The sequence below is a fragment of the Dysosmobacter acutus genome (assembly GCF_018919205.1).
Classification (GTDB): Bacteria; Bacillota; Clostridia; order Oscillospirales; family Oscillospiraceae; genus Oscillibacter; species Oscillibacter acutus.
Genome location: NZ_JAHLQN010000001.1, coordinates 2,773,261 through 2,798,533, shown reverse-complemented (window position 1 = coordinate 2,798,533; position 25,273 = coordinate 2,773,261). Strand labels below are relative to the sequence as shown.

The following is a 25,273-nucleotide window of genomic DNA, read 5'->3' as shown; positions in this document are numbered from 1 at the left end:
GGCGGTCGGAGAGGGAGGCTTGCCCGGCGGAGTTTTTCCGCCGCTGCGGCGGGAATCCGCCCCGCTTTTTTGGACCGGACGGGAAAAGAGCGGTGGAAGGGGGGCGTCATCCGCACCCTGAGGGATGCGATCGAGATCGTTTTGACCGAATGAGATGCAATCTCACTTGCCCTCGTCCGGGAAAGGTGTTACACTGTGGAAAAACAGTGCGGGATGCTGTTTTCCACCATGGCTGTCCAGCCTGGACGACTGCCGCCGGCCGAGCCGGAGGCCAGCGGTCCGGTTTTGGGCGTGTCCGGGAGAAATCAGGACCGCGGCCACAGACCGCGGTTCCATCAAAATAAGGAGGACGACCCATGAAGCTGAGTTTTTACGGAGCAGATCAATGCGTGACCGGCAGCTGTCACTGCCTGGAGGTAAACGGCAAGAAGATTCTTGTGGATTGCGGACTGCAGCAGGGACGGGACGAGGTGGACAACCAGAGCCTGCCCTTCGCCCCGGGGAACATCGACTATCTGCTTGTAACCCACGCCCACATCGACCATTCGGGACGCATCCCCATGCTGGTCAAGCAGGGGTTCCAGGGCCGAATCCTGACCACCCGGTTGACCGCGGAGCTGTTGAACATCATGCTGCTGGACTCCGCCCACATTCAGGAGCAGGACGCCGAGTGGAAAAACCGCAAGGGCGAGCGCTCCGGCGCGGCCCATGTGGAGCCGCTCTACACCATCGAGGACGCCCAGCGGGTGCAGGAATATGTGACCACCTGTGAGTACGGCCAGGTGGTGGAGCTGTGCGAGGGCGTTGAGGTGGAGTTTGTGGACGCCGGCCACCTGTTAGGCTCGGCCTGCGTGGCCATGGACCTGAAGGAGGGGGATGTAAAAAAGCGCATCGTCTTCTCCGGCGACTTAGGCAACATCAAGCAGCCCATCATCCGCGATCCGGTCCATTTCCAGGGCGCCGACTACGTGGTGATGGAGTCCACCTACGGCGACCGCAACCACACGGAGGTGTGGAGCTACACCGACGATCTGGCGAAGATCATCGACGAGACCATGGCCCGGGGCGGCAACGTCATCATCCCCTCCTTTGCCGTGGGCCGCACCCAGGAGCTTTTGTATTTTATCCGGGAGATCAAGGATCAGCATATGGTCAAGTCCAACCCGGACTTTGCGGTGTACATCGATTCGCCTCTGGCCAAGCGGGCCACCACCATTTTCACCGGAGACCTTCAGGGCTATCTGGACGACGACGCGCTGAAGCTGGTGAAGGACGGCACCCACATGTTCAACTTCACCAACCTCCGCATGACGGAGACCAGCGAGGAGTCCAAGGCCCTCAATGAGGACCGGACGCCCAAGGTCATCATCTCCGCCTCCGGCATGTGCGACGCGGGCCGCATCCGCCATCACTTAAAGCACAACCTGTGGCGGTCGGAGTGTACGGTGGTGTTTGTGGGCTATCAGGGCGAGGGAACCCTGGGCCGCCACCTGCTGGAGGGGGCGGAAAGCGTCAAGCTCTTCGGCGAGGAGATCGCTGTCAGGGCCCAGATCGTCAACTTCCACGGCCTCAGCTCCCACGCCGACCGGGACCATCTGCTCAGCTGGATTCAGGACTTCAAGGCGCCAAAGCCGGAGCACGTGTTCGTGGTCCACGGCGACCGGGAGGTGGCTCCCTTCTTCGCCCAGACACTCTGCGGCCTGGGCTTTGAGGCCCATGCGCCCCAGTACACCGAGGTCTACGATCTGGCGGCCAACCGCCAGCTGGAGGTGGGCTACCTGCCCGAGCGGAAGGCAAAGCCCTTCGACGGCGCACCCAAGACCTCCTCGGCCTACCAGAGCCTTGTGTCCGTGGGCGAGATGCTCATGGAGCTCATCCGCCGCAGCCGGGGACGGGACAACAAGAGCCTTGCCTCCTTTGCGGATTCGCTGCGTAAGCTGATTGAGAAATGGGACGTTTGATCAAAAACTCCATCCACCGCGTCCGCATCGAGGGCTACACCAGCGAGGGGCTGGGGGTGGCCCGGATCGACGGCCTGGCGGTCTTTGTCCGCGCCGCTCTGGCGGGGGAGACCTGTGAGGTCCAGATTCTCAAGGTGCTGAAAAACTGTGCCTTTGCCAGAGTGGTGGCGGTGGAGGAGCCCTCCTCCCACCGCCGGGAGCCGGACTGCCCCTTGTACGGCCGCTGCGGCGGCTGTGATTTCCGCCACATGGACTACGAAGAAGAGCTTCGGGCCAAGCGCCAGCGGGTCCAGGACGCGCTGAATCGCTTGGGCGGCCTAAATGTGGAGGTGGAGGAAATCCTTGGGGCGGAGGAGCCTCTGCACTACCGCAACAAGAGCCAGTACCCGGTCTCCGCTCAAGGCAGCGTGGGGTTTTATCGCTCCCGCAGCCATGACGTGGTCCCGGTGGAGCGCTGCCTGATCCAGCACCCGGCGGCGGACGACACCGCCGGCGCCGTCCGTGCCTGGATGGAGTGCTGGGGCGTTTCCGGGTATGATGAATCAGCGGGCACGGGGCTGGTGCGCCATGTTTACGTGCGGGTCAACCGCCGGGGCGAAAGCCTCTGCTGCCTGCTGGTCAACGGGGAGAAGCTGCCTCATGAAGCGGAGCTGGTGGAGGAAGTGCGCTCCGCCGTTCCCGCCACGGTGGGCGTGGTGCTGGGCGTCAACAAACGCCGGGGGAACGTGATCCTGGGCCAGAGCTACCGTACGCTGTGGGGCTCGGCGGTCCTGACGGACACCATGTGCGGCCTCATCTTCCAGCTGTCCGTGCCCTCTTTCTACCAGGTGAATACGCCACAGGCGGAGCGGCTCTATGACAAGGCGCTGGAATTCGCCGCCCTCACCCGGGAGGAGACGGCTCTGGATTTGTACTGCGGCATTGGCACCATCACGCTGTGCCTGGCCGGCCGGGCCAAGCGGGTCATCGGGGCGGAGATCGTGCCCGAGGCCGTTGAGGACGCCCGGGAGAACGCACGGCGCAATGGCGTGGATAACGCGGAGTTTTTCTGCGGCGACGCCTCGGATGTGGCGGAGCGGCTGCGCGAAGAGGGGCTGCGGCCCGATGTGATCTGCGTGGACCCGCCACGCAAGGGCCTGGCGGCGGATGTGGTGGACACGGTGGCGGGCATGAAGCCCGGGCGGATCGTCTATGTCTCCTGTGACCCGGCCACGCTGGCCAGGGATGCAAGGCGGTTCAAAGAGTTGGGCTACCCCATGGCCCGCGCCGCCTCGGTGGACCTGTTCCCCGGAACGGCCCATGTGGAGACGGTGGCGCTTCTGGCGCCGGAGTAATGGAATCAAAAGGCCGCGGCCCGTAAGGGCCGCGGCCTTTTTTTGTCAGCCCTGTCCGGCCGCGCGCCTGAGGATAAAGTCGGCGAACTGCCGGGCGGCATAGGGCATGGTCTTCCTGTTTTTCCAGGCAAGGGCCACGATCCGTTTCGGCGTCTCCCGGACCGGGCGGATTTCCAGTCCCTGCTCAAACCCCTCCACCACCCGCTGGTAGACCAGAGAGACGCCGAGCCCCTGCCTTGTCATGGCAAGAATAGTGTAGTCGTCATATACTTTGTATTTGACCTGAGGGGTGAGCCGCTGCCATGCAAAAGCGGTCAGCGGCACACTGTATTCCCCTTCATCCAGCAGGATAAAGGACTCCGCCGCCAGTTCGCCAAGGGAGACAACATCCCGTTTTGCCAGCAGATGACCCGGCGGCAGCGCGGCCATCATCTCGTCCTCATACAGTACGGACAGCTCTACTCCCTCCACCGCGTCCCGATTGACAAACCCAAAATCCACACTGCCCTCCCGGATCCACTTTCCAATGCTGTTGTAGTCGCCCTGGCGCAGCACAAAGGTGGCCGCCGGGTAGCGCTGCTGGAAGGACTTCATGAGGGAGGGGAGCAGCGTCCGGCTGATGCTGGTGAAGGTGCCGATGGTGATGGTGCTGTTTTGCAGCCCAGCCATTTCATTTTGCTTTTGCACCAGCGCGTTTTCCGCCGTGTGGATGGCCAGCAGGTACGGATAGTACTGCGCGCCGTCCGGCGTCAGCCGGACCCCGTCTTTCCTGCGCTCGATCAGCGTGACGCCGACCTCCTGCTCCAAAACCCTGACTGTCTGGCTGACTGAGCTTTGGGAATAGCCCAAAAGCTCGGCGGCCCTGGTGAAGCTGTTCAGCTCCACCACCTTGCAGAAAATGCCATACCGGGAAATCATCTCATATGCTCCCTTCTGAGAAATCGAATTTGCTTATACAAATATTATAAACATTAATTTTACCGATGTAAAGAGTTGGGTTATACTGGATCAGCAAGCCGATCAAACGGAAGAAAGAGTGGGTGGAAGATGAGCGGGAACAGTGAGTGCTATTCATTGCGGGCGCGGGACAATCTGGAGGTGTTCCGGGAGGGGATGCGGGACGGTTTTCCCATTGGGCTTGGCTATTTTGCCGTCGCCTTTTCCCTGGGAATTGCCGCGAGGGGAGCGGGACTGACGCCGTTTCAGGGGTTTTTGGCAAGCATCCTCTGCAATGCGTCCGCCGGGGAGTATGCCGGATTTGCCCTGATCGGGGCGGGAGCCACCTATCTGGAGGTGGCGGTGATGACCTTTATTGCAAACGCCAGATACCTTTTGATGAGCGCGGCCATAAGCCAGCGGGTGGAGAGCGGGATGAGCTGGCCCCACCGCATGCTGATGGCGTTTGATATTACGGATGAGCTGTTCGCCATTTCCATCGCGCGGCCGGGGAAGCTCAATCCGAACTACTCGTATGGGTCCGTGGTCGTGGCGTCGCCCCTTTGGGCGGTGGGGACGGCGCTTGGATGCATTGCGGGCAGCCTGATGCCGCCGGGGCTGGTCAGCGCCCTGAGCGTGGCTCTGTTCGGGATGTTTTTGGCTGTCATCATCCCGCCTGCCAGAACGAACAAGGTGATTGCCGGACTGGTGGGCGTGTGCTTTTTGTTCAGCTATGCTGGGGCGCGCCTGCCTCTGGTCTCGGAAGTCTCCGGCGGAACGCGTACCATTGTGCTGACGGTGCTGCTCTCGGCCGGCGCAGCGCTCCTGTTTCCAAGGAAGGAGGAAGAGGCATGACCCGCAATCCCTATCTCTATATTTTGGTCATGGCGGCGGTCAGCTATGGGATCCGGGCGCTGCCGCTGACCCTTCTGCGCAGGCAGATCAGCAGCCGTTTTCTCCAGTCATTTTTATACTACGTCCCATACGTCACGCTGGCGGTCATGACCTTTCCGGCCATTTTGGAGGCAACACAAAGCCCCATCTCCGGCGGGGCCGCGCTGATCGCCGGTATCCTGGCGGCCTGGTTTGGATGGAGCCTCTTTCGGGTCGCCGTCTCCTGCTGCGCGGTGGTGCTGCTTTTGGAGACGCTGGTGCTGTAAGGGGCAGAAGAGGAGATAGGACGGCCCTGCCGAAAAACAAGCGTGCCGCCTTTTGGCGGCACGCTTGTTTTGCATGGGCATCTTCCATCTATCCCGGAAAGGGACAGCTTTGCAGACCGTGTTTTGTGCAGTAGAGATACAGCGTTCCGCCCCGTTCGGCCATGGGCAGACGGACCTCCGCGCCCTGTTCCGGATAGAGCCGCACCAGTATTACCCGGTTGTCGCGGACGTGGGCCGCAAAGGCGATGAAGTGGTCCTTTTCCATGGGATGGGAGAAGGTGACATAGTACTCGACGTCTAAATCCTGCACGGCGGGGCGGTGCCGCTCGTCGCACAGGGCGCTGGTCAGGGGGCTGAGCTTTCGGCCGCAGCAGGAGAGGGAGGCCCGGCCCGTGCTGGTCAGGATGTTGCCGCAGACGGGGCAGACATAGAACCGGGTCCGGTCTAACTTTCCCACATCGGGCCGGTTTGGCGACAACTCCCCTTGAAGCAGCTTGTGGAGATCCGCGCCCAACTGGGCACAGAGGCTGTCCCACAAAGAGAGGTCCGGGCACCCCTGGCCGCATTCCCATTTGGAGACCGTCTTGTTGCTGATGTGGAGCTGCTCCGCCAGCTGGCGCTGGGTCAGTCCCTTTTCTCTGCGCAGCTGGGCAATTACCTGCCCGACTTTTTTATAATCCATTTCTGTCCTTTCCGGCGGACGCTACTTCCAGAGCAGCGACGCCTGGGGGTCCTCGGCAAGGCATTGGTCCAGAAGCTTTTTGAGCTCCGGCATATGGTCCTTGCGGGGGTCGTCGTATTCCAGCGTGCGCATCACCAAGCGCTCGAATCCGGCCTCGCCGTACTGGCTCCACAGCGACTGGAGGCGCCGGTTGGGATATCCTCCGGAGGACAGCTTGAAGCAGACGCTGTTGAACCCCGAAGGGATGTCTTTGGAAATCCCAAGGAAGGACTCCCCGGTGGCGGTGCAGCGCAGGGAGATCACGCCCATGTCTGGGCAGCGGTTTTTATATGCGTCCAAAAGCTCTTTTTTTCGCTTTGCATCCATTTGATTCACCTCTTGCCTGATTGTATCGGAAGACGGCTGCAAAATCAATCCACGCTTCGTGGACAAAAAAAGCGGGCCATGCTATACTGAAAAAAACGCGGCAAAGCCGCGAAGGGAGGCTGCAATGGGAGACGATCGGGAAAAGCGGGACGGGGAGATGCTGCCGGAATCCGGCCGGTGTGCGCCGGAGGCGGGAAGTGAGGGCGCGCTCTGCTGCCCAAAGTGCGGCAGCGCGTGTGTGGAACCCATCGATCCAGCGGTGCGGGGCATGAGGTCTTTTTTCTTCGGCTATGCCAGCACAAAGGGGCAGGCCCGGTTTCAGTGTAAAAATTGCAGGCATAAATGGTGAGCCGGGTGCGCGTCCCGCGGCCTGTCCGCCGCAGCCTTTTGGCAGTTAGCGATGGCGCAGGATGTTGTTTTTGCAGTTGATTTTCGTTCGCCGCCAAGGGGCGGATCAGACGTGGAAAAAGAAAAGCCGCCCGGCCGGGGCGGCTTTTTGCTCAGGAGTCCAGTACCGGCGGCTCCGGCTCGTTCGGATCATCCGGCTGGGCGGCGCGGCGCTCCAGACGGCGCATGGCCCACAGGAAGCAGAGGATGTGGGCGGTCAAGGTGATGGCCCAGGTGATGGGATAGGAGATATACACGGTTTCAATGGTGTGATACTGGGGAATCTGGAAGATTGTGGAGATCCACACCAGCCGCAGCAGGCACGATCCCACCAGAGAGACGATCATGGGCATGACGGAGTAGCCGATGCCCCGCAGGCAGCCAACCATCACATCCATCATTCCGCCCAGCGCATAGGTCCTTGAGATGATCTTCATGCGGTCCAGTCCCGCGGCGATGACAGCGGGGCTCTTGCTGTAAATCTGAAGCAGCGGCGTGCCGCAGAGATACACCAAATTTCCAAACACCACGCCAAGGATCACCACAAAGGCCTGGGAGGCAAGCAGAATCCGGTAGATCCGCTTATACTGCCCGGCGCCGAAATTCTGGCCCGTGAAGGAGATGGAGGCCTGATAAAAGGCGTTCATGGCAAAGTAGACGAAATTTTCAATGTTGTTGGCCGCGGAGTTGCCGGCCATTACCACCTCGCCGAAGGTGTTGATGGAGGATTGGATGACCACGTTGGAAACGGAGAACAATATCCCCTGGAACCCGGCGGGCAGTCCGATCTTGATGATCTGAAGAAAGCTCCTCTTGTGGATGCGCAGCAGCTTGAGATCCAGGCGGATGCCGCCGCTCTCCCGCATCAGGCAGCGCATCACCAAAAAGGCGGAGATGCACTGGGAGACCACGGTGGCGATGGCCACGCCCGCGACGTCCAGATGCAGCGCAATGACGAAGAACAGGTTCAGCACCACGTTGACCACGCCGGCCACCGTCAGATAGTTCAGCGGCCGCTTGGTGTCGCCCACCGCCCGGAGCAGAGCGCTGCCGAAGTTGTAGATCATGGTGGCGGGCATGCCCAAAAAGTAAATCCGGAGGTAGAGGGCGGCCAGGCCCAGCACCTCATCCGGCGTCTTCATCCACACCAGCACCTGCCGGGCGCCAAGGGAGCCCACCAGAGCCAGAAAGAGGCCGCTGACAATGCTCATGAGCATGGCCGTGTGGACAACCTCGCCCAGCGTTTTGTCGTCGTGGGAGCCAAAGGAGCGGGCGGCCAGCACATTGGCGCCCACGGAGAGACCCACGAAGAGGTTGATGAGCAGGTGAATCAAAGAGGAGTTGGAGCCCACCGCCGCCAGCGAGTTGTCGCCGGCGAACCGGCCCACCACCACAATGTCCGCCGCGTTGAACAGCAGCTGCAACACGTTGGAACACACCAGGGGAAATGCGAACACCAGCATCTTTTTCCAGACAACGCCGGTGCACATATCCATTTCGTAAGTTTTTACCTTCTCTTCCTTTTCCATCTTCTTATCCTTTTTATTTTTTCTTTCAGTTTACCACCCTTTTACAAATGATGCAATTCACTCTGCAAGAAAAATAGCGGCTCACGCTGTTTTTACGCGCATGATTCCGGCTCTGCCGGAGACGCGTGAAGAGGAAGAAGCGATTTGGATTGAAAAGGGCCGCTTGATTTGATATGATGAAAAGCAATGCTTGAAGCTGCTTTTACGGCATGGGTCGGGGCGGTCCGTGCCTCGAAATACAGAGGCCGGCGTTCTGCCGGCTGATTGACGCAAACCAATGAGGGAAAGGGTGAGGAGCTTGCTGAAACGCCAGATTGGACACTTTGTGCTGACCGTGGCCGCTGTGGGCGTTTTCATGCACTTTTTCGGCGAGTCGCTTCCCCGGGACCGGTTTCACTATGACCGGTTCCCCTACCGCAGTTATAGCTGGGAGGAAAATGGGAAATTCTATACGAGGCTGAAGATTGAAAAATGGAAGGACCGCCTGCCCGACAAGAGCAGGTTCGTCAAATCCACCGTGCGGAAAAAGTTAGGCGGGGACCGCTCCGCCGCCCATCTTCTGCGGCTGGTCCAGGAGACCTGCGTGGCGGAGCTGACCCACTGGCTGCTTCTTGTGGTGAGCCCGGTGATGCTTGTGACCATGGAGCCGCCGCTGAGCATCTGGGCGGCGGCGCTCTACGGCATTTCCAACCTGCCCTTCATCATGATTCAGCGCTATAACCGGCCGCGCCTGGCGCGGCTTTATCAAACCGCCCGGAGACGGGAGGGAGGAACTTCATGAAGCTTTTGATTTTATCAAGCAACAACGGCGCAGGGCACAATTCCGCGGGACGCGCCATATTGGAGGAGGCCCGCCGCCGGGGGATTGAAGGGGATATGGTGGATGCACTTTCCCTTGACGCGCCCTGGAAGTCCCGGGCCATCTCTGAAATCCACATCCAGGGCGCCCTTCATGCGCCTTATCTCTTTGAGGTTGGAAACTACCTGGCAGAGAAGGACGCCTGGCGGGAAAAACCCTCCGGCTGCTACCGGGCCAACGCCAGATACGCGGACAAGCTGTGGATATACCTGAGCGAGCGCCGCTACGACGCGGTCATCGCCACCCATGTGTTTCCGGCGCTGACCATGACCCACCTCAAAAGGCACATCTGCCGCGACTTACCGGCCTATTTTGTGGCCACGGACTACAGCTGCGCCCCCTATGTCCACGAGACGGAGATGGACGGATACTTTATCCCCCATGTGGCGCTGCGGGGAAAGTTTCTTGCGGCCGGTGCGCCCTTTTCCCGCATCGTGCCCACGGGCATCCCGGTGGTGGAGCAGTTCGTGACCCGCCTCCCCCAGGCGGAGGCCAGGCGCATCCTGAAGCTGCCGGAGGAGGGGAAGATCGTACTGGTGATGACCGGCTCCATGGGCTTTGGGGACGCGGAAGGCCAGGTGCTTGCGCTGTATCGGATGCTGGGCAGAAAAGCGCGGATCCTTGTGATGGGCGGCAACAACGAAAAACTGAAGGAGACACTGCGCCTGGAGTATGATGGCGCCGTCACCGTGCTGGACTACACCCGCGAGGTGCCGCTTTATATGGACGCATCCGACGTGCTCATCACCAAGCCAGGCGGGCTTTCCACCACGGAGTCCGCTGTGTGTGAAATCCCCACGGTGCTCACCACCCCGATCCCCGGCTGGGAGGAGGAGAATGTGGACTTTTTCACCAGCCACGGCCTGGCCCGGTTTGCCACGGAGCCGGAGAACATTGCCCGGCAGGCAAAGCTGCTGTTGGAGGACCAGGACGCCCGGGAGACCATGAAGGCCTGCCAGAGGCGGGAGATCAGCAAACAGGCGGCCGGGGAGATCATGGACTATGTGACGAACCGGCAGCGGTCCCTATTTTAAAAAAGGAGGAATCTGCAATGCGCTTTCAAATGGTACACAACAACCTGAATGTGGCCAGCCTGGCCAAAAGCCTTCCCTTTTACAAAGAAGCCCTTGGGCTGGAGGAGGTGCGCCGGATCAAGGGGGAGGGCTTCACCATCGTCTACCTCAGCAATCCCGAAAGCACCCACCAGCTGGAACTGACGGAGATAGAGGCCCATCCCCAGCCCTATGACCTTGGGGAAAATGAGTTCCATCTGGCCTTTCGCACCGACGAGTTTGAGGCCGCGCTGGAAAAGCACCGCCGGATGGGCTGCGTGTGCTTTGAAAATCCGGACATGGGAATCTACTTTATCTCCGATCCCGACGGATACTGGCTGGAGATCGTCCCCGCGCGATAACGGGAGAAAGGGCGGCGGACGCGAAAAAATGATTGTAATTTCGGTAAAAATCGTGTATACTGAATCATCAAACAGGAAGCTCAGGAGGAGCAGTTGAATGGACAACAGGAGGAGTGGCTATGAACAAGACTGCCCGTTTCGTATTGAAGATCATTGCGGCCAGCTTGGGTCTTGCGGCGATCGTCTGCCTGATCGTGGGCAGCTGGAGCGACATCGGCGAGGGTTGTAAACATGTAAAATGCCGGCTGAGCCGTAAATCGGAGTATGACGACTACGAGGACGAGAAGCTGTACGATTGACAGATGGTGCAAAACGCCTGGATTCAGGGCGCCATAGTGAAAAAAGCTCCGGGAAGGGCCGATCGGCCCTTCCCGGAGCTTTTTTGTTGCAGTCATTTGTCAGCGGAGGAGGATTGAAGCGCCTCCCCGATCAGATGGTTTGCAAGTTCAAAGGCCGTTATCCGCCTTTTTGCAAGCGTGATCTGAGACCGGTATCTATGGGGCTGCTCTTTTGCCTCCAGCGTTTTGACGACCCCTCTCAATTTGTGCAGCGTTGAGTCGATCTGCCGCTTTGCCTCCGCCAGCTCTTTCCTGGAATATGCCATTTGCCTCTCCCCAGCCAAAGCGCTGCCGATTGAATTCGCCACAACGCCTTTTCTTGCCAAAAAAGAAAAAATCCGGAAAAAATCCGGACCTTCCACTGAATTCTCTTGACAAACCAAAAATTACATGCTATCATAAAGCGCTTATGTTTCAAAGCGGAAATGTATCCCCTGCCACGTTACATGTCAAAGATACCACAGGGTGTGGGAAAAAGCAAGAGGAAGTTGTTTGAAATGTAACAACAAGCCCGTGCGTATCAAAAAATGCGCGGGCCTGGCCGGCGGACGTGCGTGCAGATACAGGCAAGGCGGCGCTGCGCCGCTGAAGTCTATGAAGAAAGGTGAAGAACAAGATGGCCAAAGACAAGTATTACGGGAAGACTCTGCGCAAGAACTTTGCCCGGTACGAGGAAGTCATGCCCATGCCGAATCTTCTGGAGATTCAGAAGAAGTCCTACCAGTGGTTTTTGGACACCGGGCTGCGGGAGGTGTTTGCCGATGTGGCGGCAATCACCGATTTCGCCGGCAATCTGGAACTGACGTTCATCGACTACACGATGAATGAGGCGCCCAAGTACGATGTGGAGGAGTGCAAGGCCCGGGATGCCACCTATGCTGCGCCTTTGAAGGTGAAAGTGCGCCTGCGCAACAAGGAGACCGAGGAGATCAAGGAGCAGGAGATCTTCATGGGGGATTTCCCGCTGATGACCCAGTCGGGCACCTTTGTCATCAACGGCGCCGAGCGCGTGGTGGTCTCCCAGATCGTCCGCAGCCCCGGCGTCTACTATGGCAAGGAGATCGATCTGAAGACCGACCTGCCGCTGCTGACCTCCACAGTGATCCCCTACCGGGGCGCCTGGCTGGAGTATGAGACCGACGCCTCGGAGGTATTCTGGGTCCGCATCGATAAAAACCGCAAGCTGCCCATCACCTGTCTGCTGCGGGCTTTGGGCCTGAAGACCAACGAGGAGATTCTGGAGCGTTTCGGCGACGATCCCCGGGTGGTCGCCACGCTGGAGAAGGACCCCTGCACCACCTATGAGGACGCCATGCTGGAGATTTACCGCAAGCTCCGCCCCGGCGAGCCCCCCACGGTGGAGGCCTGCGAAACCCTGATCCACAACCTCTTCTTCGATCCCCGGCGCTATGACCTGTCCATCGTGGGGCGGTATAAATTCAACAAAAAGCTCTCCTTGTGGCACCAGGTGGCGGGCCAGAAGCTGCTTTATCCCGTGGCGGATCCGGCCACCGGTGAAATCCTCTTTGAGGACGGCCACGTGCTGACCACCGCGGAGGCCCGGGAGTTGGACGACATTGGAGTCTATGAGGTGACGGTGGATGTGGACGGAAAGCCCATGAAGGTCTTCTCCAACCACATGTGCGACCTCAGGCGTTATGTGGATTTCGATCCTCTTGCCGAGTGCGGAATCAAGGAGCGGGTGCGCTATGACGTGCTGCGGGAGATTTTGGACAGCGGCGTCGCCGGTGAGGAGCTGAAGGACGCCCTGCGCAGCCGCGCCGACGAGCTGGTGCCCAAGCACATCATTGTGGACGACATTCTGGCCTCCGTCAACTACATGAACGGCCTTGCGGCGGGGCTTTCCACCAGGGACGACATCGACCATCTGGGCAACCGCCGCCTGCGCTGCGTGGGCGAGCTATTGCAAAACCAGTTCCGCATCGGTTTTTCCCGGATGGAGCGGGTCATCCGGGAGCGCATGACCATCCAGGACCTGGATATTGTCACGCCCCAGAGTCTCATCAACATCCGCCCGGTCACCGCGGCCATCAAGGAGTTCTTCGGCTCCAGCCCCCTGAGCCAGTTCATGGACCAGACCAACCCTCTGGCCGAGCTGACCCACAAGCGCCGCCTCAGCGCCCTGGGCCCCGGCGGCCTCTCCCGGGAGCGGGCCAACATGGAGGTCCGCGACGTCCACTACAGCCACTACGGCCGCATGTGCCCCATTGAGACCCCTGAAGGACCCAACATCGGCCTGATCTCCTACCTTGCCACTTACGCCCGGATCAACGAGTACGGCTTCATCGAGGCGCCCTACCGGGCCGTGGACCACGAGACGGGCAAGGTCTCCGACGAGGTGACCTACATGACCGCCGATGTGGAGGACCAATATATTGTGGGCCAGGCCACGGAGCCGACGGACGAAAACGGCTGCCTGACCAATCCCCGTATCACCTGCCGCCACCGGGATGAGATCATCGAGGTGGACCGTGAGATGGTGGATTATATCGACGTATCCCCCCGAATGATGGTTTCCATCGCCACGGCCATGATCCCCTTCCTGCCCAACGATGACGCAAACCGCGCCCTGATGGGCGCCAACATGCAGCGCCAGGCAGTGCCGCTGCTCCGCCCCGAGGCCCCCATCGTGGGCACCGGCATGGAGCACAAGATATGCATCGACTCCGAGGTGGCGGTGCTGGCCGAGGGCGACGGCGAGGTGGCGTCCGTGGATGCACGCCATGTCACCGTCAAATACGACAGCGGCGAAACCAAGGAGTATAAGCTGACCAAATTCCTCCGCTCCAACCACGGCACCTGCATCAATCAGCGGCCCATCGTGGAGGTGGGAGAGCGGGTCCATGGAACGCGGATGGGGGAAAACGGTCAGATGGAGAATCCCACCGTCCTGGCGGACGGGCCGGCCACCGATCAGGGCGAGATCGCCCTGGGCCACAACATCCTGGTGGGCTTTATGACCTGGGAGGGCTACAACTACGAGGACGCTGTGCTGCTCAACGAGCGGCTGGTCCGGGAGGACGTATACACCTCCATCCATATCGAGGAGTATGAGATCGACTCCCGGGACACCAAGTTGGGCCCCGAGGAGATCACCCGGGACATCCCCAACGTGGGCGAGGACGCCCTGAAGGACCTGGACGAGAACGGCATCATCCGCATCGGCGCCGAGGTCCACTCCGGCGACATTCTGGTGGGCAAGGTCACGCCCAAGGGCGAGACCGACCTCACCGCCGAGGAGCGGCTCCTGCGGGCCATCTTCGGAGAAAAGGCGCGGGAGGTCCGCGACACCTCCCTGAAAGTGCCCCACGGCGAGTCCGGCATCATTGTGGATGCCCGGGTCTTTACCCGTGAAAAGGGCGACGAGTTAGGACCCGGCGTCAACCAGGTGGTCCGCGTCTATATCGCACAGCGCAGAAAAATTCAGGTGGGCGACAAGATGGCCGGCCGCCACGGAAACAAGGGCGTCGTCTCCCGCGTGCTGCCCCAGGAGGATATGCCCTTCCTGCCCGACGGCACGCCGCTGGACATCGTGCTGAATCCCCTGGGCGTGCCCTCCCGTATGAACATCGGCCAGGTGCTGGAGGTCCATCTGGGCTACGCCGCCCACAAGTTGGGCTGGAAGGTGGCCACCCCCATCTTCGACGGCGCCAGCATGGAGGAGGACATCTCCGCCGCGCTGGCGGAGGCCGGCCTGGATCCCGAGGGCAAGAGCTGGCTCTTTGACGGCCGCACCGGCGAGCGTTTTGACAACAAGGTCACTGTGGGTTATGTCTATTTCCTTAAGCTACACCATCTGGTGGACGATAAGATTCACGCCCGCTCCACCGGCCCGTACTCCCTTGTGACCCAGCAGCCGCTGGGCGGCAAGGCCCAGTTCGGCGGCCAGCGCTTCGGCGAGATGGAAGTGTGGGCCCTGGAGGCCTATGGCGCGGCCTACACCCTCCAGGAGATTCTGACGGTGAAGTCCGACGACGTCACCGGCCGTGTCCGCACCTATGAGGCCATTGTCAAGGGCCACAACGTGCCCACCCCCGGCGTACCTGAATCCTTCAAGGTGCTGGTGAAGGAGCTGCAGTCCCTGTGCCTGGACATCCAGGTGCTGGATCGCAACGGCAACCTCATCGACCTCAAGGAGGATGAGGACGCCATGGACACCTTCAATCTGGCCCGGATGGACGCGGAGGATGAGCGCAACCGCAGCTTCGCCGACGACAGCGAGTTCCAGGAATCCGGCTTTGACATCGAAGACGTGGAAGAGGGGGACGACGAACCCTTGGAAGACGGCCTGGACGAAGAATAATTTAGAAATCGTCCGTTTCTGAATTAGAATAAGGAGGATTTGCATATGAGCGATATGAGCAATGTCGGCGCCGCCGGCGAGGTTGCTTTTGACGCGATAAAAATCGGGGTCGCCTCCCCTGAAATGATTCATGAGTGGTCCTTCGGCGAGGTGAAAAAGCCGGAGACCATCAACTACCGCACCCTGAAGCCCGAGCGGGACGGACTGTTCTGCGAGCGGATTTTCGGGCCCACCAAGGACTGGGAATGCCACTGCGGAAAGTATAAGAAGATCCGCTACAAGGGCAAGATCTGCGACCGCTGCGGCGTGGAAGTCACCCGGGCCAAGGTCCGCCGCGAGCGCATGGGCCACATCGAGCTGGCTACCCCGGTCTCCCACATCTGGTATTTCAAGGGCATCCCCTCCCGCATGGGACTGCTGTTGGACATCTCTCCCCGCATTCTGGAGAAGGTGCTCTACTTTGCCGCCTATATTGTCACCGACGCCGGCGACACCCCCTTGGTGAAGAATCAGATTCTCTCTGAAAAGGAGTACAGGGACTTCCGGGAAAAGTACGAGGACGACTTTGACGCCGGCATGGGCGCCGAGGCGGTGAAAAAGCTCCTTTGCACCGTGGGACTGGACCCGGAGCAGAGCCGCCGCAAGCTGGAGCTGCTGGATAAGAAGGACCGCACCGGGGAGGAAGAGGCGGAGATAGAGTCCCTCAACGGCCTGGTGAAGCTCTCCGAGGAGCTCCATGCGGAGCTGAAGGACGCCTCCGGCCAGAAGAAGGCCCGGGTAGTCAAGCGCCTGGAGGTGGTGGATGCCTTCCGCCTCTCCGGCAACAAGCCTGAGTGGATGATCATCGACGTGCTGCCGGTGATTCCCCCGGAGCTGCGGCCCATGGTCCAGTTGGACGGCGGCCGGTTCGCCACCTCTGACCTGAACGACCTCTACCGCCGGGTCATCAACCGCAACAACCGCCTGAAGCGCCTCATACAGCTCAACGCGCCGGACATCATCGTCCGCAACGAAAAGCGGATGCTTCAGGAGGCGGTGGACGCTCTGATCGACAACGGCCGCCGCGGCCGCGCGGTCACCGGCGCCAACAACCGGGCCTTGAAATCCCTGAGCGACCTGCTCAAGGGCAAGCAGGGCCGCTTCCGCCAGAACCTGCTGGGCAAGCGCGTGGACTACTCCGGCCGCTCCGTCATCGTGGTCGGCCCTGAGCTGAAGATCTACCAGTGCGGCGTGCCCAAGGAGATGGCCGTTGAGCTGTTCCGCCCCTTCATTATGAAGAAGCTGGTGGAGGACGGAAGCGCCAACAACATTAAGTCCGCCAAGAAGATGGTGGACAAGGGCCGGACCGAGGTGTGGGACGCCCTGGATGAGATCATCAAGGACCACCCCGTCATGCTCAACCGTGCCCCGACCCTGCACCGTCTGGGCATCCAGGCCTTTGAGCCGGTGCTGGTGGAGGGCCGCGCGCTGAAGCTGCACCCGCTGAACTGCACCGCCTTCAACGCCGACTTTGACGGCGACCAGATGGCCATCCACGTTCCCCTCAGCGCCGAGGCCCAGGCCGAGGCCCGTATCCTCATGCTCTCCGCCAACAACCTGCTCCGTCCCCAGGACGGCGGACCTGTCACCGTACCCACCCAGGATATGGTGTTGGGCTCCTACTACCTGACCATGGAGCGTGTGGAAGACAGCATGTCCCAGATGTATCCCGCCGGCGAGGAGCCGGAGGAGTATCATCCCCCCGTGTACCGCAACGAGGACGAGGCCATGATGGCCTACAACGAGCATGCGGTGGGCATCCACGCGCCCATCCGGGTGCGCCGCACCTGTACGGTGGACGGAACCACCTGCACCCGGGTGGTGGGCACCACCATCGGCCGGATCATCTTCAACCGCAACCTGCCCCAGGACTTGGGCTTTGTGGACCGTACCGATCCCGAGCATATGTGCGACTACGAGATCACCTTCCAGTGCGGCAAGAAGCAGTTAGGCCAGATCGTGGACCGGACCATTCAAAAGCACGGCTTCACCATGGCCGCCGAGGTACTGGATGCCATCAAGGCCACGGGCTACAAGTATTCCACCCGCGCCGCCATCACCATCTCCATCGCGGATATGGCCGTACCCGCCAAAAAGTACGAACTCATCAACGAGACCGAGGACCGTGTCCTTGACATTGAAAACCAGTATAAGATGGGCTTCATGACCGACGACGAGCGCTACCGCCAGGTGGTGAGGGAGTGGGAAAAGACCACCAACGACGTCACCGACGCCCTGCAGGCCAGCCTGGACCGCTACAACCCCATCTATATGATGGCCGACTCCGGCGCCCGCGGATCCATGAAGCAGATCCGCCAGCTGGCCGGTATGCGCGGATTGATGGCCAACACCGCCGGCAAGACCATTGAAATCCCCATCAAGGCCAACTTCCGTGAGGGCCTCAGCGTGCTGGAGTACTTTATCTCCTCCCGAGGCGCCCGAAAGGGTCTGGCCGATACCGCCCTGCGCACCGCCGACTCCGGTTACCTGACCCGCCGCATGGTGGATGTCTCCCAGGACGTTATCATCCGGGAAGAGGACTGCGGCGTGGACCACGGCATCGTGGTCAGCGAGATCAGTGAGAACGGCCAGATCATCGAGAAGTTCTCCGACCGCATCCGGGGCCGCTATCCGGTCCACGATATCCTGGATCCCAAGACCGGCGAGGTGCTGATCTCCCATGAGAAGATGATGGATGAGTCCGACGCCAGGCTGCTGGAGGCCCATGGCATCACCTCTGTGGAGATCCGCACGGTGCTGACCTGCCGCGCCCACAGCGGTGTGTGCGCCAAGTGCTACGGCATGAACCTGGCTACCTCCAATCCCGTGGGTCCCGGCGAGGCCGTGGGCATCATCGCCGCCCAGTCCATCGGAGAGCCCGGCACACAGCTGACCATGCGTACGTTCCACACCGGCGGCGTGGCCGGCGGCGACATCACCCAAGGTCTTCCCCGTGTTGAGGAGCTGTTCGAGGCCCGCAAGCCCAAGAAGATGGCCCAGCTGGCGGAGATCGGCGGCAAGGTCAAATTCGAAGCGGCCACCAAGGGCAGCCTGCTGGACATCACCATCACCGCCGAAGACGGCGACACCCGCACCTACTCCGTACCCCACACGGGGTTGCTGGTCAAAGACGGGGATGTGATCGAGAAGGGCACCGCGCTGATGTACGGTGCGCTGAACCCCCACGAAGTGCTCCGCCTGCGGGGCGAGGGCGCCGTGTACAACTACCTGATCCAGGAAGTTCTGCGCGTGTACCGCCAGCAGGGCGTTGACATCAACGATAAACACATCGAGGTTATTGTCCGCCAGATGATGCGCAAGGCCCGGGTGGAGGACTCCGGCGACACCAGGCTGCTCTCCGGCTCCATGGTGGATGTGCTGGAACTGTCCGACGCCAACGAGGAGATCCGCCGCCGCAACGCCGAAGGCGAGACCAACGACCAGGGCGAGCCCCTGCGTGAGGCCCAGGCCACCCAGTTGCTGATGGGTATCACCAAGGCGTCTTTGGCCACGGATTCCTTCCTCTCCGCCGCCTCCTTCCAGGAGACCACCAAGGTGCTGACCGAGGCCGCCATCAAGGGCAAGGTGGACCACTTGGTGGGCCTGAAGGAGAACGTCATCATCGGCAAGCTGATCCCCGCCGGAACCGGCCTGGACGCCTACCGCACCTTTGCCGAGGAGATCGTGCCCGGCGAGGAGCCCCGGCAGGACGATGTTCTGGCAGAGGCATACGTGGACTGAGTTTTCCGCGGCCGCGGGATTGAAGGGTTCATCAGCTTGTTCAGAAAAGGACTGCCCTGTGATTCAACAACGCCCCGCGGCCTTTCAGGCCGCGGGGCGTTGTTCAAAATGGATCAGGGCTTGGGCAGAATGAATTCCTGGGCTCCGAAGGTCTCGCTGGTGACGCTGCCGGCGGGCAGGACAATGACCGGATTGCCGTCGTCATTGAAATAGAATTCCGTGGAGTCGTCTATGGAGACATATTCGGTGAGGGACTTCTCCTCTGTGATGGGGAGATATTTGATGTCCGGATTTTTGTCCATACGGTTCCCCATCTGCATTTCAATGGTGTCCCTGATAAACTTGGCGTAGTCCTCACCGTACAGCTCGGCCAGGGTGGCGGATTCTGAGCTTCCATCACGCTGCGGAGCGGTCAGAGAGGCGGCGCTTTGCGATGCGCTCCCTGAAGAGGCGGGTGCGCAGGCTGCCAAAAGCAGCAGCGCTATGACAAAGGGAAAAATGGCAGGGATTCGTTTCATGTCGGATTCCTCCTTTATTTTGTAAAGCATGATTGCTCTGTACCGGATAGACGGCGGATTGCAAAAAAAAGTTTGAGCTTGCGACCTGGCCGCGGACTGGTCCGATCAACCTGGGGATTCCCAAGAAGTATGAACTATGAACTTGGTAAAGTTCAGGTAAAATGCTGGAGGCGGCGGGAAAATACAGGAAAACCCCGGACAAACCGGACAATTTTTCGCCGTTTCTATTGACGATCCCATCCAGGCGTGATATAATTCTAATCCGCGCGGAATGTTTTCCGTGAATTTCGCCATGCGAATCAGGAGGAATGCTCCATGCTGGAGGAACTGGCCTCCCGGGACAAGGTCATTGGCGTGAAGCAGTCCCGCAGAGCCATCGCCGAGGGGAAGGCGGCCAAGGTGTTTTTCGCCTGCGATGCCGATGGCGCCGTGATAGAGGGCCTGCGGCGCGGCTGTGCCGAACAGGGAGTCCCCACAGAGGAGGACCACAGCATGTCTGAGATAGGCCGCGCCTGCCGCATTTCGGTGGGGGCTGCCGTTGCGGTCCTGCTGAAGTAGTTTTTTTCGGAATATTTTACCGTATTCCGCAAAAAATATAGCCTGATGCGTTTTGCACCGGCAAGAATATCAAAGAAAGGAGAACAGTATGCCTACTTTTAATCAGTTGGTCAGAAAGGGAAGAGAACAGGCTACCTACAAGTCCAATTCTCCCGCCATGCAGTATGGTCTGAACACCTTGAAGAACAAAAACACAGATCTGCCCTCTCCCCAGAAGAGAGGCGTGTGCACCGCCGTGAGAACTGCGACCCCCAAGAAGCCGAACTCTGCACTGCGTAAGATCGCCCGTGTGCGTCTTACCAACGGTTACGAAGTCACCGCCTATATCCCCGGCGTGGGTCACTCCCTGCAGGAGCACTCCGTCGTGATGATCCGCGGCGGTCGTGTCAAGGATCTGCCTGGTGTTCGTTACCACATCATCCGCGGCACGCTGGACACCCAGGGCGTCTCCGGCCGTATGCAGGCTCGTTCCAAGTACGGCGCCAAGAGACCCAAGTCCAAGTAAGGACAAAAATGAAAGCTGTTCCGAATAGGCTGATATAAAAGTAGCAGTCCTCTTTGGCAGCTCACGGAAGGCGGACGCCTTTCGAGTACCTATGAAATCATAGATTATTATGAAGGAGGGAAGCATAGTGCCCAGAAGAGGAAATGTTCCCAAAAGAGAAATCTTGCCCGATCCCATCTACGGCTCCGTACTGGTGACCAAGCTGGTCAACAGCATCATGCTGGACGGCAAAAAAGGCGTTGCTCAGAAGGTTGTCTACGGTGCTTTCGACACAGTGAAAGAAAAGACTGAGAAGGATCCCCTTGAGGTATTCACTCAGGCAATGGAAAATATCATGCCCAGCCTGGAGGTCAAGGCCCGCCGTGTGGGCGGCGCAACCTATCAGGTTCCTATGGAAGTCCGCCCCGCACGGCGTCAGACCCTGGGTCTGCGCTGGCTGACCGCCTATGCCCGCGCCCGCAGTGAAAAAACCATGGCGGAGCGTCTGGCCGGCGAGATTATGGATGCTGCCAATAACACCGGCAGCGCAGTGAAAAAGCGTGAGGATACGCACAAGATGGCCGAGTCCAACAAGGCGTTCGCACACTTCCGCTGGTAAGAGGAGAACAGTATGCCAAGAAAAACACCTCTCCAAAACACAAGAAATATCGGAATTATGGCCCACATCGATGCGGGAAAGACCACCACAACGGAGCGTATCCTGTACTATACCGGTGTGAACTATAAGATCGGTGAGACCCACGATGGTACTGCTACCATGGACTGGATGGCCCAGGAGCAAGAGCGCGGCATCACCATCACTTCCGCCGCCACCACCTGCTTCTGGACCGGTTCCAAGAACCAGTTCCCCCAGACCCGGATCAACATCATCGACACCCCGGGCCACGTGGACTTCACCGTGGAAGTGGAGCGTTCTCTGCGCGTGCTGGACGGCTCTGTGACTGTGCTGTGCGCCAAGGGCGGCGTGGAGCCCCAGTCCGAGACCGTGTGGCGCCAGGCCGACAACTACAAGGTCCCCCGCATGATCTATGTCAACAAGATGGACATCATGGGCGCTGACTTCTACAACGTCCTGCGGATGGTCCACGACCGGCTCAAATGCAATGCGGTGCCCATCCAGCTGCCCATCGGCAAGGAGGACACCTTCAAGGGCATTGTGGACCTGATCGAGATGAGCGCGGACGTCTATTATGACGATCTGGGCAAGGACATGCGTGTGGAGCCCATTCCCGAGGACATGGTGGACCTGGCCAACGAGTACCGCGAAAAACTGATGGACGCCGTGGCCATGGTGGACGAGGAGTTGATGGAGCTGTATCTGGGCGGCGAGGATATCCCCACCGAACGGATCCGCAAGGCCATCCGCGAGGCTACCATCGCCAATGAGATGGTGCCTGTCACCTGCGGCACCTCCTACAAGAACAAGGGCGTGCAGAAGCTGCTGGACGCCATTGTGGATTTCATGCCCGCTCCCACGGATATCCCCGCCATCAAGGGTGTGAACCCCGACAGCGGCGAAGAGGACGAGCGTCCCTCCGACGACAACGCGCCCTTCTCCGCCTTGGCCTTTAAGATCATGACCGACCCCTTTGTGGGCCGCCTGAGCTTTTTCCGCGTGTATTCCGGCCATCTGACCACCGGCTCCTCCGTGCTCAACAGCACCAAGGGCCAGAAAGAGCGTATCGGCCGCATTCTGCAGATGCACGCCAACCACAGAGAGGACATCGACGAGGTGTTCTCCGGTGATATCGAAGCCGCCGTGGGTCTGAAGAACACCACCACCGGCGACACCCTCTGCGATGAAAAGCACCCCATCATCCTTGAGTCCATGGAATTCCCCGATCCCGTCATCCGCGTCGCCATCGAGCCCAAGACCAAGGCCGGTCAGGAGAAGATGGGCGTTGCGCTGATGAAGCTGGCTGAGGAGGATCCCACCTTCAAGACCTGGACCGATGAAGAGACGGGCCAGACCATCATCGCCGGCATGGGCGAACTCCATCTGGAGATCATCGTCGACCGTCTGCTCCGCGAGTTCAAGGTGGAGGCCAATGTGGGCGCTCCCCAGGTCGCCTATAAGGAAACCATCAAGAAGGCCGTGGACCAGGATACCAAGTACGCCCGCCAGTCCGGCGGTAAGGGCCAGTACGGCCACGTCAAGATCCACGTGGAACCCAACGAGTCCGGCAAGGGCTATGAGTTCGTCAATGCCGTGGTGGGCGGCGCCGTGCCCAAGGAGTATATCCCCGCCGTGGACGCCGGTATTCAGGGCGCCATGTTGGGCGGCGTGCTGGCCGGGTATCCGGTGGTGGACGTCAAGGTCACGCTGTTCGATGGCTCCTACCACGAAGTCGACTCCTCCGAAATGGCGTTTAAGATCGCGGGTTCCATGGCCTTCAAGGAGGCTATGCGCAAAGCCGATCCCACGCTGTTAGAGCCCATCATGAAGGTCTGTGTCATCGTCCCCGACGAGTATATGGGCGACGTCATCGGCGATCTGAACAGCCGCCGCGGCCAGATCCAGGGCTTTGAAGCCCGTCCCGGCGCTCAGCAGATCGACGCCTTTGTGCCTCTGGCCGAGATGTTCGGCTACGCCACGGACCTCCGCTCCCGTACCCAGGGCCGCGGTCAGTACACCATGGAGCCCTCCCACTATATCGAAATCCCCAAGAGCATCCGGGATAAGATCGTGGAGACCCGCTCCGCCGGGAAGAACGAGTAAAAAACAGTTGCTTTTCCCCGCGATTTACTGTAAAATGGCAACGATAACGAATTTTATCTTGCTGAATGTTTGAAATCGTAATTTGTTAGGAGGATTTTTCAAATGGCTAAGCAGAAATTTGAGAGAACTAAGCCCCATGTCAACATTGGCACCATTGGTCACGTTGACCATGGTAAGACCACTCTGACCGCTGCCATCACCAAGTGGCTGTCCCTGCAGGGCAAGGCCCAGTTTGAGGCTTATGATTCCATCGATAAGGCTCCCGAGGAGAAAGAGCGCGGCATCACCATCAACACCGCTCACGTGGAGTATGAGACCGAGAAGCGTCACTATGCTCACGTTGACTGCCCGGGCCACGCCGACTATATCAAGAACATGATCACCGGTGCCGCGCAGATGGACGGCGCCATCCTGGTCATCGCCGCCTCCGACGGCCCCATGGCCCAGACCCGCGAGCACATCCTGCTGGCCCGCCAGGTGGGCGTGCCCGCCATCGTTGTGTTCCTGAACAAGTGCGATCAGGTGGACGACGAGGAGCTGATCGAGCTGGTGGAGATGGAAGTCCGCGAGCTGCTGAGCAAGTATGAGTTCCCCGGCGATGATATTCCCATCATCCGCGGCAGCGCTCTGAACGCCCTGATCTGCGAGTCCAGCGATCCCGCCGCTCCTGAGTATGCCTGCATCAAGGAGCTGATGGACGCTGTTGACGACTATATCCCCACCCCCGCCCGCAACGACGACCTGCCCTTCCTGATGCCTGTTGAGGACGTGTTCACCATCTCCGGCCGCGGCACCGTGGCAACCGGTCGTGTGGAGCGCGGCGTTCTGAAGCTGAGCGAGGAAGTCGAGATCGTCGGCCTGTCTGACGAGAAGAAGAAGACCGTCGTCACCGGCATCGAGATGTTCCACAAGCTGCTGGATTACGCTGAGGCCGGCGACAACATCGGCGCCCTGCTGCGCGGCGTTGCCAAGACTGACATTGAGCGCGGTCAGGTTCTGTCCAAGCCCGGCTCCATCCATCCCCACACCAAGTTTAAGGGCCAGGTTTACGTCCTGTCCAAGGATGAGGGCGGCCGTCACACCCCCTTCTTCAACAACTATCGTCCCCAGTTCTATTTCCGTACCACCGACGTGACCGGCGTCATCTCCCTGCCCGAGGGCGTTGAGATGTGCATGCCCGGCGACAACGTGGATATGAATGTTGAGCTGATCACCCCCATCGCCATTGAGAAGGGCCTGCGTTTCGCTATCCGTGAGGGTGGCCGTACTGTCGGCTCCGGCGTTGTCATCGAGATCAACGAATAAGTTCAATGTGCCTGAAAAAGAGGAGCCAAACGGCTCCTCTTTTTTTGCTGCGCAATCCCCGCTTAATCCGTTTTTCCCTTTACAGCCGCTACCGGGAACCGGAGGAGTCGCCCTCCCGGTCCGGAAAGAGCAGGGTGGACTGGAACCCATCCTCCCCGGCCATGAAGAGGTCGCCGGCAATGACGCTTCCGGCGCACAGATAGAGGTTGGCCTGCACATCGGAGGCGGCGCCGGGATAGTTGGTGATCCGGTAGGTGAAGCGCTCCACCCGGCGGCCCAGGTAGTCGGTCAGGTCGAACCCCTGCTGCTTCTGGAGATCATTGTAAGAGGCGTAGGTGCCCGCCCCATCCTCGGGGAGCAAAAGCTCCAGGGTTTCTACCGGGTCAGGGACCACCTCCCACCCAAGGGACTCCAGATAGGCCACCCGCTGTTCATTTGTCTCAATCTGCTGAGGGATGGGCAGTCCGCTCTGACGGTGCAGGGCGCCGCTCAGCAAAATCAGGGCGATTGCCGCAAGAGCGCCCAGCAGTACCCAAATCACGGCCTTTCGCTTGGTCATCGTAACAATCCACATAAAACTTCCCTCCTACAGATTCCT

Annotated in this window: 24 protein-coding genes; 17 read left to right on the top strand and 7 right to left on the bottom strand. The window is 60.0% G+C overall.

The window, feature by feature from the left end; genetic code table 11:
- Window positions 1-195: 195 nt before the first annotated feature.
- Genes KQI82_RS13650 through rlmD form a run of 3 tightly spaced genes read left to right on the top strand, consistent with a single transcriptional unit; the run spans window position 196 to window position 3,295 of the window.
- Complete coding sequence (locus KQI82_RS13650) at window positions 196-360, top strand: hypothetical protein (RefSeq protein ID WP_216633263.1); 165 nt, start codon at window positions 196-198, stop codon at window positions 358-360.
- The gene (locus KQI82_RS13645; RefSeq protein WP_216633262.1) at window positions 357-1,961 is read left to right on the top strand and encodes an MBL fold metallo-hydrolase RNA specificity domain-containing protein; all 1,605 of its coding nucleotides are present in this window, start codon (window positions 357-359) and stop codon (window positions 1,959-1,961) included. Before KQI82_RS13650 ends, KQI82_RS13645 begins: the two co-directional genes overlap by 4 nt.
- Window positions 1,949-3,295, top strand: a complete 1,347-nt coding sequence (rlmD, locus tag KQI82_RS13640) for a 23S rRNA (uracil(1939)-C(5))-methyltransferase RlmD (protein WP_216633261.1) — start codon at window positions 1,949-1,951, stop codon at window positions 3,293-3,295. The genes KQI82_RS13645 and rlmD overlap by 13 nt, the downstream gene beginning before the upstream one ends.
- 45 nt (window positions 3,296-3,340) lie before the next feature.
- Here the strand turns inward: rlmD and KQI82_RS13635 are convergent, their stop codons facing one another.
- Window positions 3,341-4,213, bottom strand: coding sequence for a LysR family transcriptional regulator (locus KQI82_RS13635; protein WP_216633260.1), 873 nt, complete (start codon window positions 4,211-4,213; stop codon window positions 3,341-3,343).
- Window positions 4,214-4,342: 129 nt separating this feature from the next.
- Between KQI82_RS13635 and KQI82_RS13630 the strand changes: the two genes are divergently transcribed.
- Together KQI82_RS13630 and KQI82_RS13625 are read left to right on the top strand one after the other, a co-directional pair.
- Entirely contained in the window at window positions 4,343-5,086 is a 744-nt protein-coding gene (locus KQI82_RS13630; protein ID WP_216633259.1) for an AzlC family ABC transporter permease, read from the top strand.
- Complete coding sequence (locus KQI82_RS13625; RefSeq protein ID WP_216633258.1) at window positions 5,083-5,391, top strand: AzlD domain-containing protein; 309 nt, start codon at window positions 5,083-5,085, stop codon at window positions 5,389-5,391. Before KQI82_RS13630 ends, KQI82_RS13625 begins: the two co-directional genes overlap by 4 nt.
- A gap of 88 nt (window positions 5,392-5,479) precedes the next feature.
- Here KQI82_RS13625 and KQI82_RS13620 read toward each other — a convergent pair whose 3' ends face one another.
- On the bottom strand, window positions 5,480-6,073 hold the full coding sequence (locus tag KQI82_RS13620; RefSeq protein ID WP_216633257.1) for a helix-turn-helix domain-containing protein: 594 nt from the start codon (window positions 6,071-6,073) through the stop codon (window positions 5,480-5,482).
- A 21-nt stretch (window positions 6,074-6,094) separates the two neighbouring features.
- Window positions 6,095-6,439: a GIY-YIG nuclease family protein gene (locus KQI82_RS13615; RefSeq protein WP_216633256.1), complete on the bottom strand. Its 345-nt coding sequence runs from the start codon at window positions 6,437-6,439 to the stop codon at window positions 6,095-6,097.
- Between the two features lie 124 nt (window positions 6,440-6,563).
- Here KQI82_RS13615 and KQI82_RS13610 point away from each other — a divergent pair, with 124 nt between their 5' ends.
- Window positions 6,564-6,788: a hypothetical protein gene (locus KQI82_RS13610; protein WP_216633255.1), complete on the top strand. Its 225-nt coding sequence runs from the start codon at window positions 6,564-6,566 to the stop codon at window positions 6,786-6,788.
- Between the two features lie 151 nt (window positions 6,789-6,939).
- Here the strand turns inward: KQI82_RS13610 and KQI82_RS13605 are convergent, their stop codons facing one another.
- A complete protein-coding gene (locus KQI82_RS13605) occupies window positions 6,940-8,355 on the bottom strand; it encodes an MATE family efflux transporter (protein ID WP_216633254.1) in 1,416 nt (471 codons plus the stop codon).
- Between the two features lie 289 nt (window positions 8,356-8,644).
- On the opposite strand from KQI82_RS13605, the gene KQI82_RS13600 reads away from it, so the two are divergent.
- The 4 genes from KQI82_RS13600 to KQI82_RS13585 all read left to right on the top strand — a co-directional run bounded on the left by KQI82_RS13600 (window position 8,645) and on the right by KQI82_RS13585 (window position 10,927).
- Window positions 8,645-9,136, top strand: coding sequence for a glycosyl-4,4'-diaponeurosporenoate acyltransferase CrtO family protein (locus tag KQI82_RS13600; RefSeq protein ID WP_216633253.1), 492 nt, complete (start codon window positions 8,645-8,647; stop codon window positions 9,134-9,136).
- Window positions 9,133-10,248, top strand: a complete 1,116-nt coding sequence (locus tag KQI82_RS13595; protein WP_216633252.1) for an MGDG synthase family glycosyltransferase — start codon at window positions 9,133-9,135, stop codon at window positions 10,246-10,248. Before KQI82_RS13600 ends, KQI82_RS13595 begins: the two co-directional genes overlap by 4 nt.
- Window positions 10,249-10,265: 17 nt before the next feature.
- Complete coding sequence (locus KQI82_RS13590; RefSeq protein ID WP_216633251.1) at window positions 10,266-10,628, top strand: VOC family protein; 363 nt, start codon at window positions 10,266-10,268, stop codon at window positions 10,626-10,628.
- 119 nt (window positions 10,629-10,747) lie between these two features.
- Window positions 10,748-10,927, top strand: coding sequence for a hypothetical protein (locus KQI82_RS13585; protein ID WP_216633250.1), 180 nt, complete (start codon window positions 10,748-10,750; stop codon window positions 10,925-10,927).
- 92 nt (window positions 10,928-11,019) lie between these two features.
- On the opposite strand, the gene KQI82_RS13580 is transcribed toward KQI82_RS13585, so the two are convergent.
- Window positions 11,020-11,232, bottom strand: a complete 213-nt coding sequence (locus tag KQI82_RS13580) for a hypothetical protein (RefSeq protein WP_216633249.1) — start codon at window positions 11,230-11,232, stop codon at window positions 11,020-11,022.
- Between the two features lie 350 nt (window positions 11,233-11,582).
- Here KQI82_RS13580 and rpoB point away from each other — a divergent pair, with 350 nt between their 5' ends.
- Together rpoB and rpoC are read left to right on the top strand one after the other, a co-directional pair.
- Complete coding sequence (gene rpoB / locus KQI82_RS13575) at window positions 11,583-15,290, top strand: DNA-directed RNA polymerase subunit beta (RefSeq protein WP_216633248.1); 3,708 nt, start codon at window positions 11,583-11,585, stop codon at window positions 15,288-15,290.
- Between the two features lie 45 nt (window positions 15,291-15,335).
- The gene (gene rpoC / locus KQI82_RS13570) at window positions 15,336-19,070 is read left to right on the top strand and encodes a DNA-directed RNA polymerase subunit beta' (RefSeq protein WP_478213753.1); all 3,735 of its coding nucleotides are present in this window, start codon (window positions 15,336-15,338) and stop codon (window positions 19,068-19,070) included.
- 113 nt (window positions 19,071-19,183) lie between these two features.
- Here the strand turns inward: rpoC and KQI82_RS13565 are convergent, their stop codons facing one another.
- Entirely contained in the window at window positions 19,184-19,588 is a 405-nt protein-coding gene (locus KQI82_RS13565; protein ID WP_216633247.1) for a DUF3298 domain-containing protein, read from the bottom strand.
- Window positions 19,589-19,903: 315 nt separating this feature from the next.
- Between KQI82_RS13565 and KQI82_RS13560 the strand changes: the two genes are divergently transcribed.
- The 5 genes from KQI82_RS13560 (at window position 19,904) to tuf (ending at window position 24,675) form a co-directional block, all read left to right on the top strand.
- Window positions 19,904-20,146: a ribosomal L7Ae/L30e/S12e/Gadd45 family protein gene (locus KQI82_RS13560; protein ID WP_216633246.1), complete on the top strand. Its 243-nt coding sequence runs from the start codon at window positions 19,904-19,906 to the stop codon at window positions 20,144-20,146.
- A gap of 88 nt (window positions 20,147-20,234) precedes the next feature.
- Window positions 20,235-20,651 (top strand): 30S ribosomal protein S12, encoded by a 417-nt coding sequence (rpsL, locus tag KQI82_RS13555; protein WP_187333362.1) that lies wholly within the window; start codon window positions 20,235-20,237, stop codon window positions 20,649-20,651.
- 127 nt (window positions 20,652-20,778) lie between these two features.
- Window positions 20,779-21,249: a 30S ribosomal protein S7 gene (gene rpsG, locus KQI82_RS13550; protein WP_187333363.1), complete on the top strand. Its 471-nt coding sequence runs from the start codon at window positions 20,779-20,781 to the stop codon at window positions 21,247-21,249.
- A 12-nt stretch (window positions 21,250-21,261) separates the two neighbouring features.
- Window positions 21,262-23,370 carry an elongation factor G gene (gene fusA / locus KQI82_RS13545; protein ID WP_216633245.1) on the top strand — a complete coding sequence of 703 codons (2,109 nt, stop codon included), beginning with the start codon at window positions 21,262-21,264 and terminating at the stop codon, window positions 23,368-23,370.
- 102 nt (window positions 23,371-23,472) lie between these two features.
- Window positions 23,473-24,675 carry an elongation factor Tu gene (gene tuf, locus KQI82_RS13540; RefSeq protein WP_216633244.1) on the top strand — a complete coding sequence of 401 codons (1,203 nt, stop codon included), beginning with the start codon at window positions 23,473-23,475 and terminating at the stop codon, window positions 24,673-24,675.
- Between the two features lie 88 nt (window positions 24,676-24,763).
- Here the strand turns inward: tuf and KQI82_RS13535 are convergent, their stop codons facing one another.
- The gene (locus tag KQI82_RS13535) at window positions 24,764-25,249 is read right to left on the bottom strand and encodes a DUF4830 domain-containing protein (protein ID WP_216633243.1); all 486 of its coding nucleotides are present in this window, start codon (window positions 25,247-25,249) and stop codon (window positions 24,764-24,766) included.
- Window positions 25,250-25,273: the final 24 nt, after the last annotated feature.

Coding starts and splice junctions, on each gene's coding strand:
- KQI82_RS13615 (WP_216633256.1), bottom strand. CDS start 6,439: ATGGATGCAAAGCGAAAAAAAGAGCTTTTGGACGCATATAAAAACCGC.
- KQI82_RS13635 (WP_216633260.1), bottom strand. CDS start 4,213: ATGATTTCCCGGTATGGCATTTTCTGCAAGGTGGTGGAGCTGAACAGC.
- KQI82_RS13620 (WP_216633257.1), bottom strand. CDS start 6,073: ATGGATTATAAAAAAGTCGGGCAGGTAATTGCCCAGCTGCGCAGAGAA.
- rpoB (WP_216633248.1), top strand. CDS start 11,583: ATGGCCAAAGACAAGTATTACGGGAAGACTCTGCGCAAGAACTTTGCC.
- KQI82_RS13625 (WP_216633258.1), top strand. CDS start 5,083: ATGACCCGCAATCCCTATCTCTATATTTTGGTCATGGCGGCGGTCAGC.
- rlmD (WP_216633261.1), top strand. CDS start 1,949: ATGGGACGTTTGATCAAAAACTCCATCCACCGCGTCCGCATCGAGGGC.
- KQI82_RS13605 (WP_216633254.1), bottom strand. CDS start 8,355: ATGGAAAAGGAAGAGAAGGTAAAAACTTACGAAATGGATATGTGCACC.
- tuf (WP_216633244.1), top strand. CDS start 23,473: ATGGCTAAGCAGAAATTTGAGAGAACTAAGCCCCATGTCAACATTGGC.
- rpoC (WP_478213753.1), top strand. CDS start 15,336: ATGAGCGATATGAGCAATGTCGGCGCCGCCGGCGAGGTTGCTTTTGAC.
- KQI82_RS13535 (WP_216633243.1), bottom strand. CDS start 25,249: ATGTGGATTGTTACGATGACCAAGCGAAAGGCCGTGATTTGGGTACTG.
- KQI82_RS13630 (WP_216633259.1), top strand. CDS start 4,343: ATGAGCGGGAACAGTGAGTGCTATTCATTGCGGGCGCGGGACAATCTG.
- KQI82_RS13565 (WP_216633247.1), bottom strand. CDS start 19,588: ATGAAACGAATCCCTGCCATTTTTCCCTTTGTCATAGCGCTGCTGCTT.
- KQI82_RS13590 (WP_216633251.1), top strand. CDS start 10,266: ATGCGCTTTCAAATGGTACACAACAACCTGAATGTGGCCAGCCTGGCC.
- fusA (WP_216633245.1), top strand. CDS start 21,262: ATGCCAAGAAAAACACCTCTCCAAAACACAAGAAATATCGGAATTATG.
- KQI82_RS13645 (WP_216633262.1), top strand. CDS start 357: ATGAAGCTGAGTTTTTACGGAGCAGATCAATGCGTGACCGGCAGCTGT.
- KQI82_RS13580 (WP_216633249.1), bottom strand. CDS start 11,232: ATGGCATATTCCAGGAAAGAGCTGGCGGAGGCAAAGCGGCAGATCGAC.
- KQI82_RS13610 (WP_216633255.1), top strand. CDS start 6,564: ATGGGAGACGATCGGGAAAAGCGGGACGGGGAGATGCTGCCGGAATCC.
- KQI82_RS13595 (WP_216633252.1), top strand. CDS start 9,133: ATGAAGCTTTTGATTTTATCAAGCAACAACGGCGCAGGGCACAATTCC.
- KQI82_RS13560 (WP_216633246.1), top strand. CDS start 19,904: ATGCTGGAGGAACTGGCCTCCCGGGACAAGGTCATTGGCGTGAAGCAG.
- KQI82_RS13585 (WP_216633250.1), top strand. CDS start 10,748: ATGAACAAGACTGCCCGTTTCGTATTGAAGATCATTGCGGCCAGCTTG.
- rpsL (WP_187333362.1), top strand. CDS start 20,235: ATGCCTACTTTTAATCAGTTGGTCAGAAAGGGAAGAGAACAGGCTACC.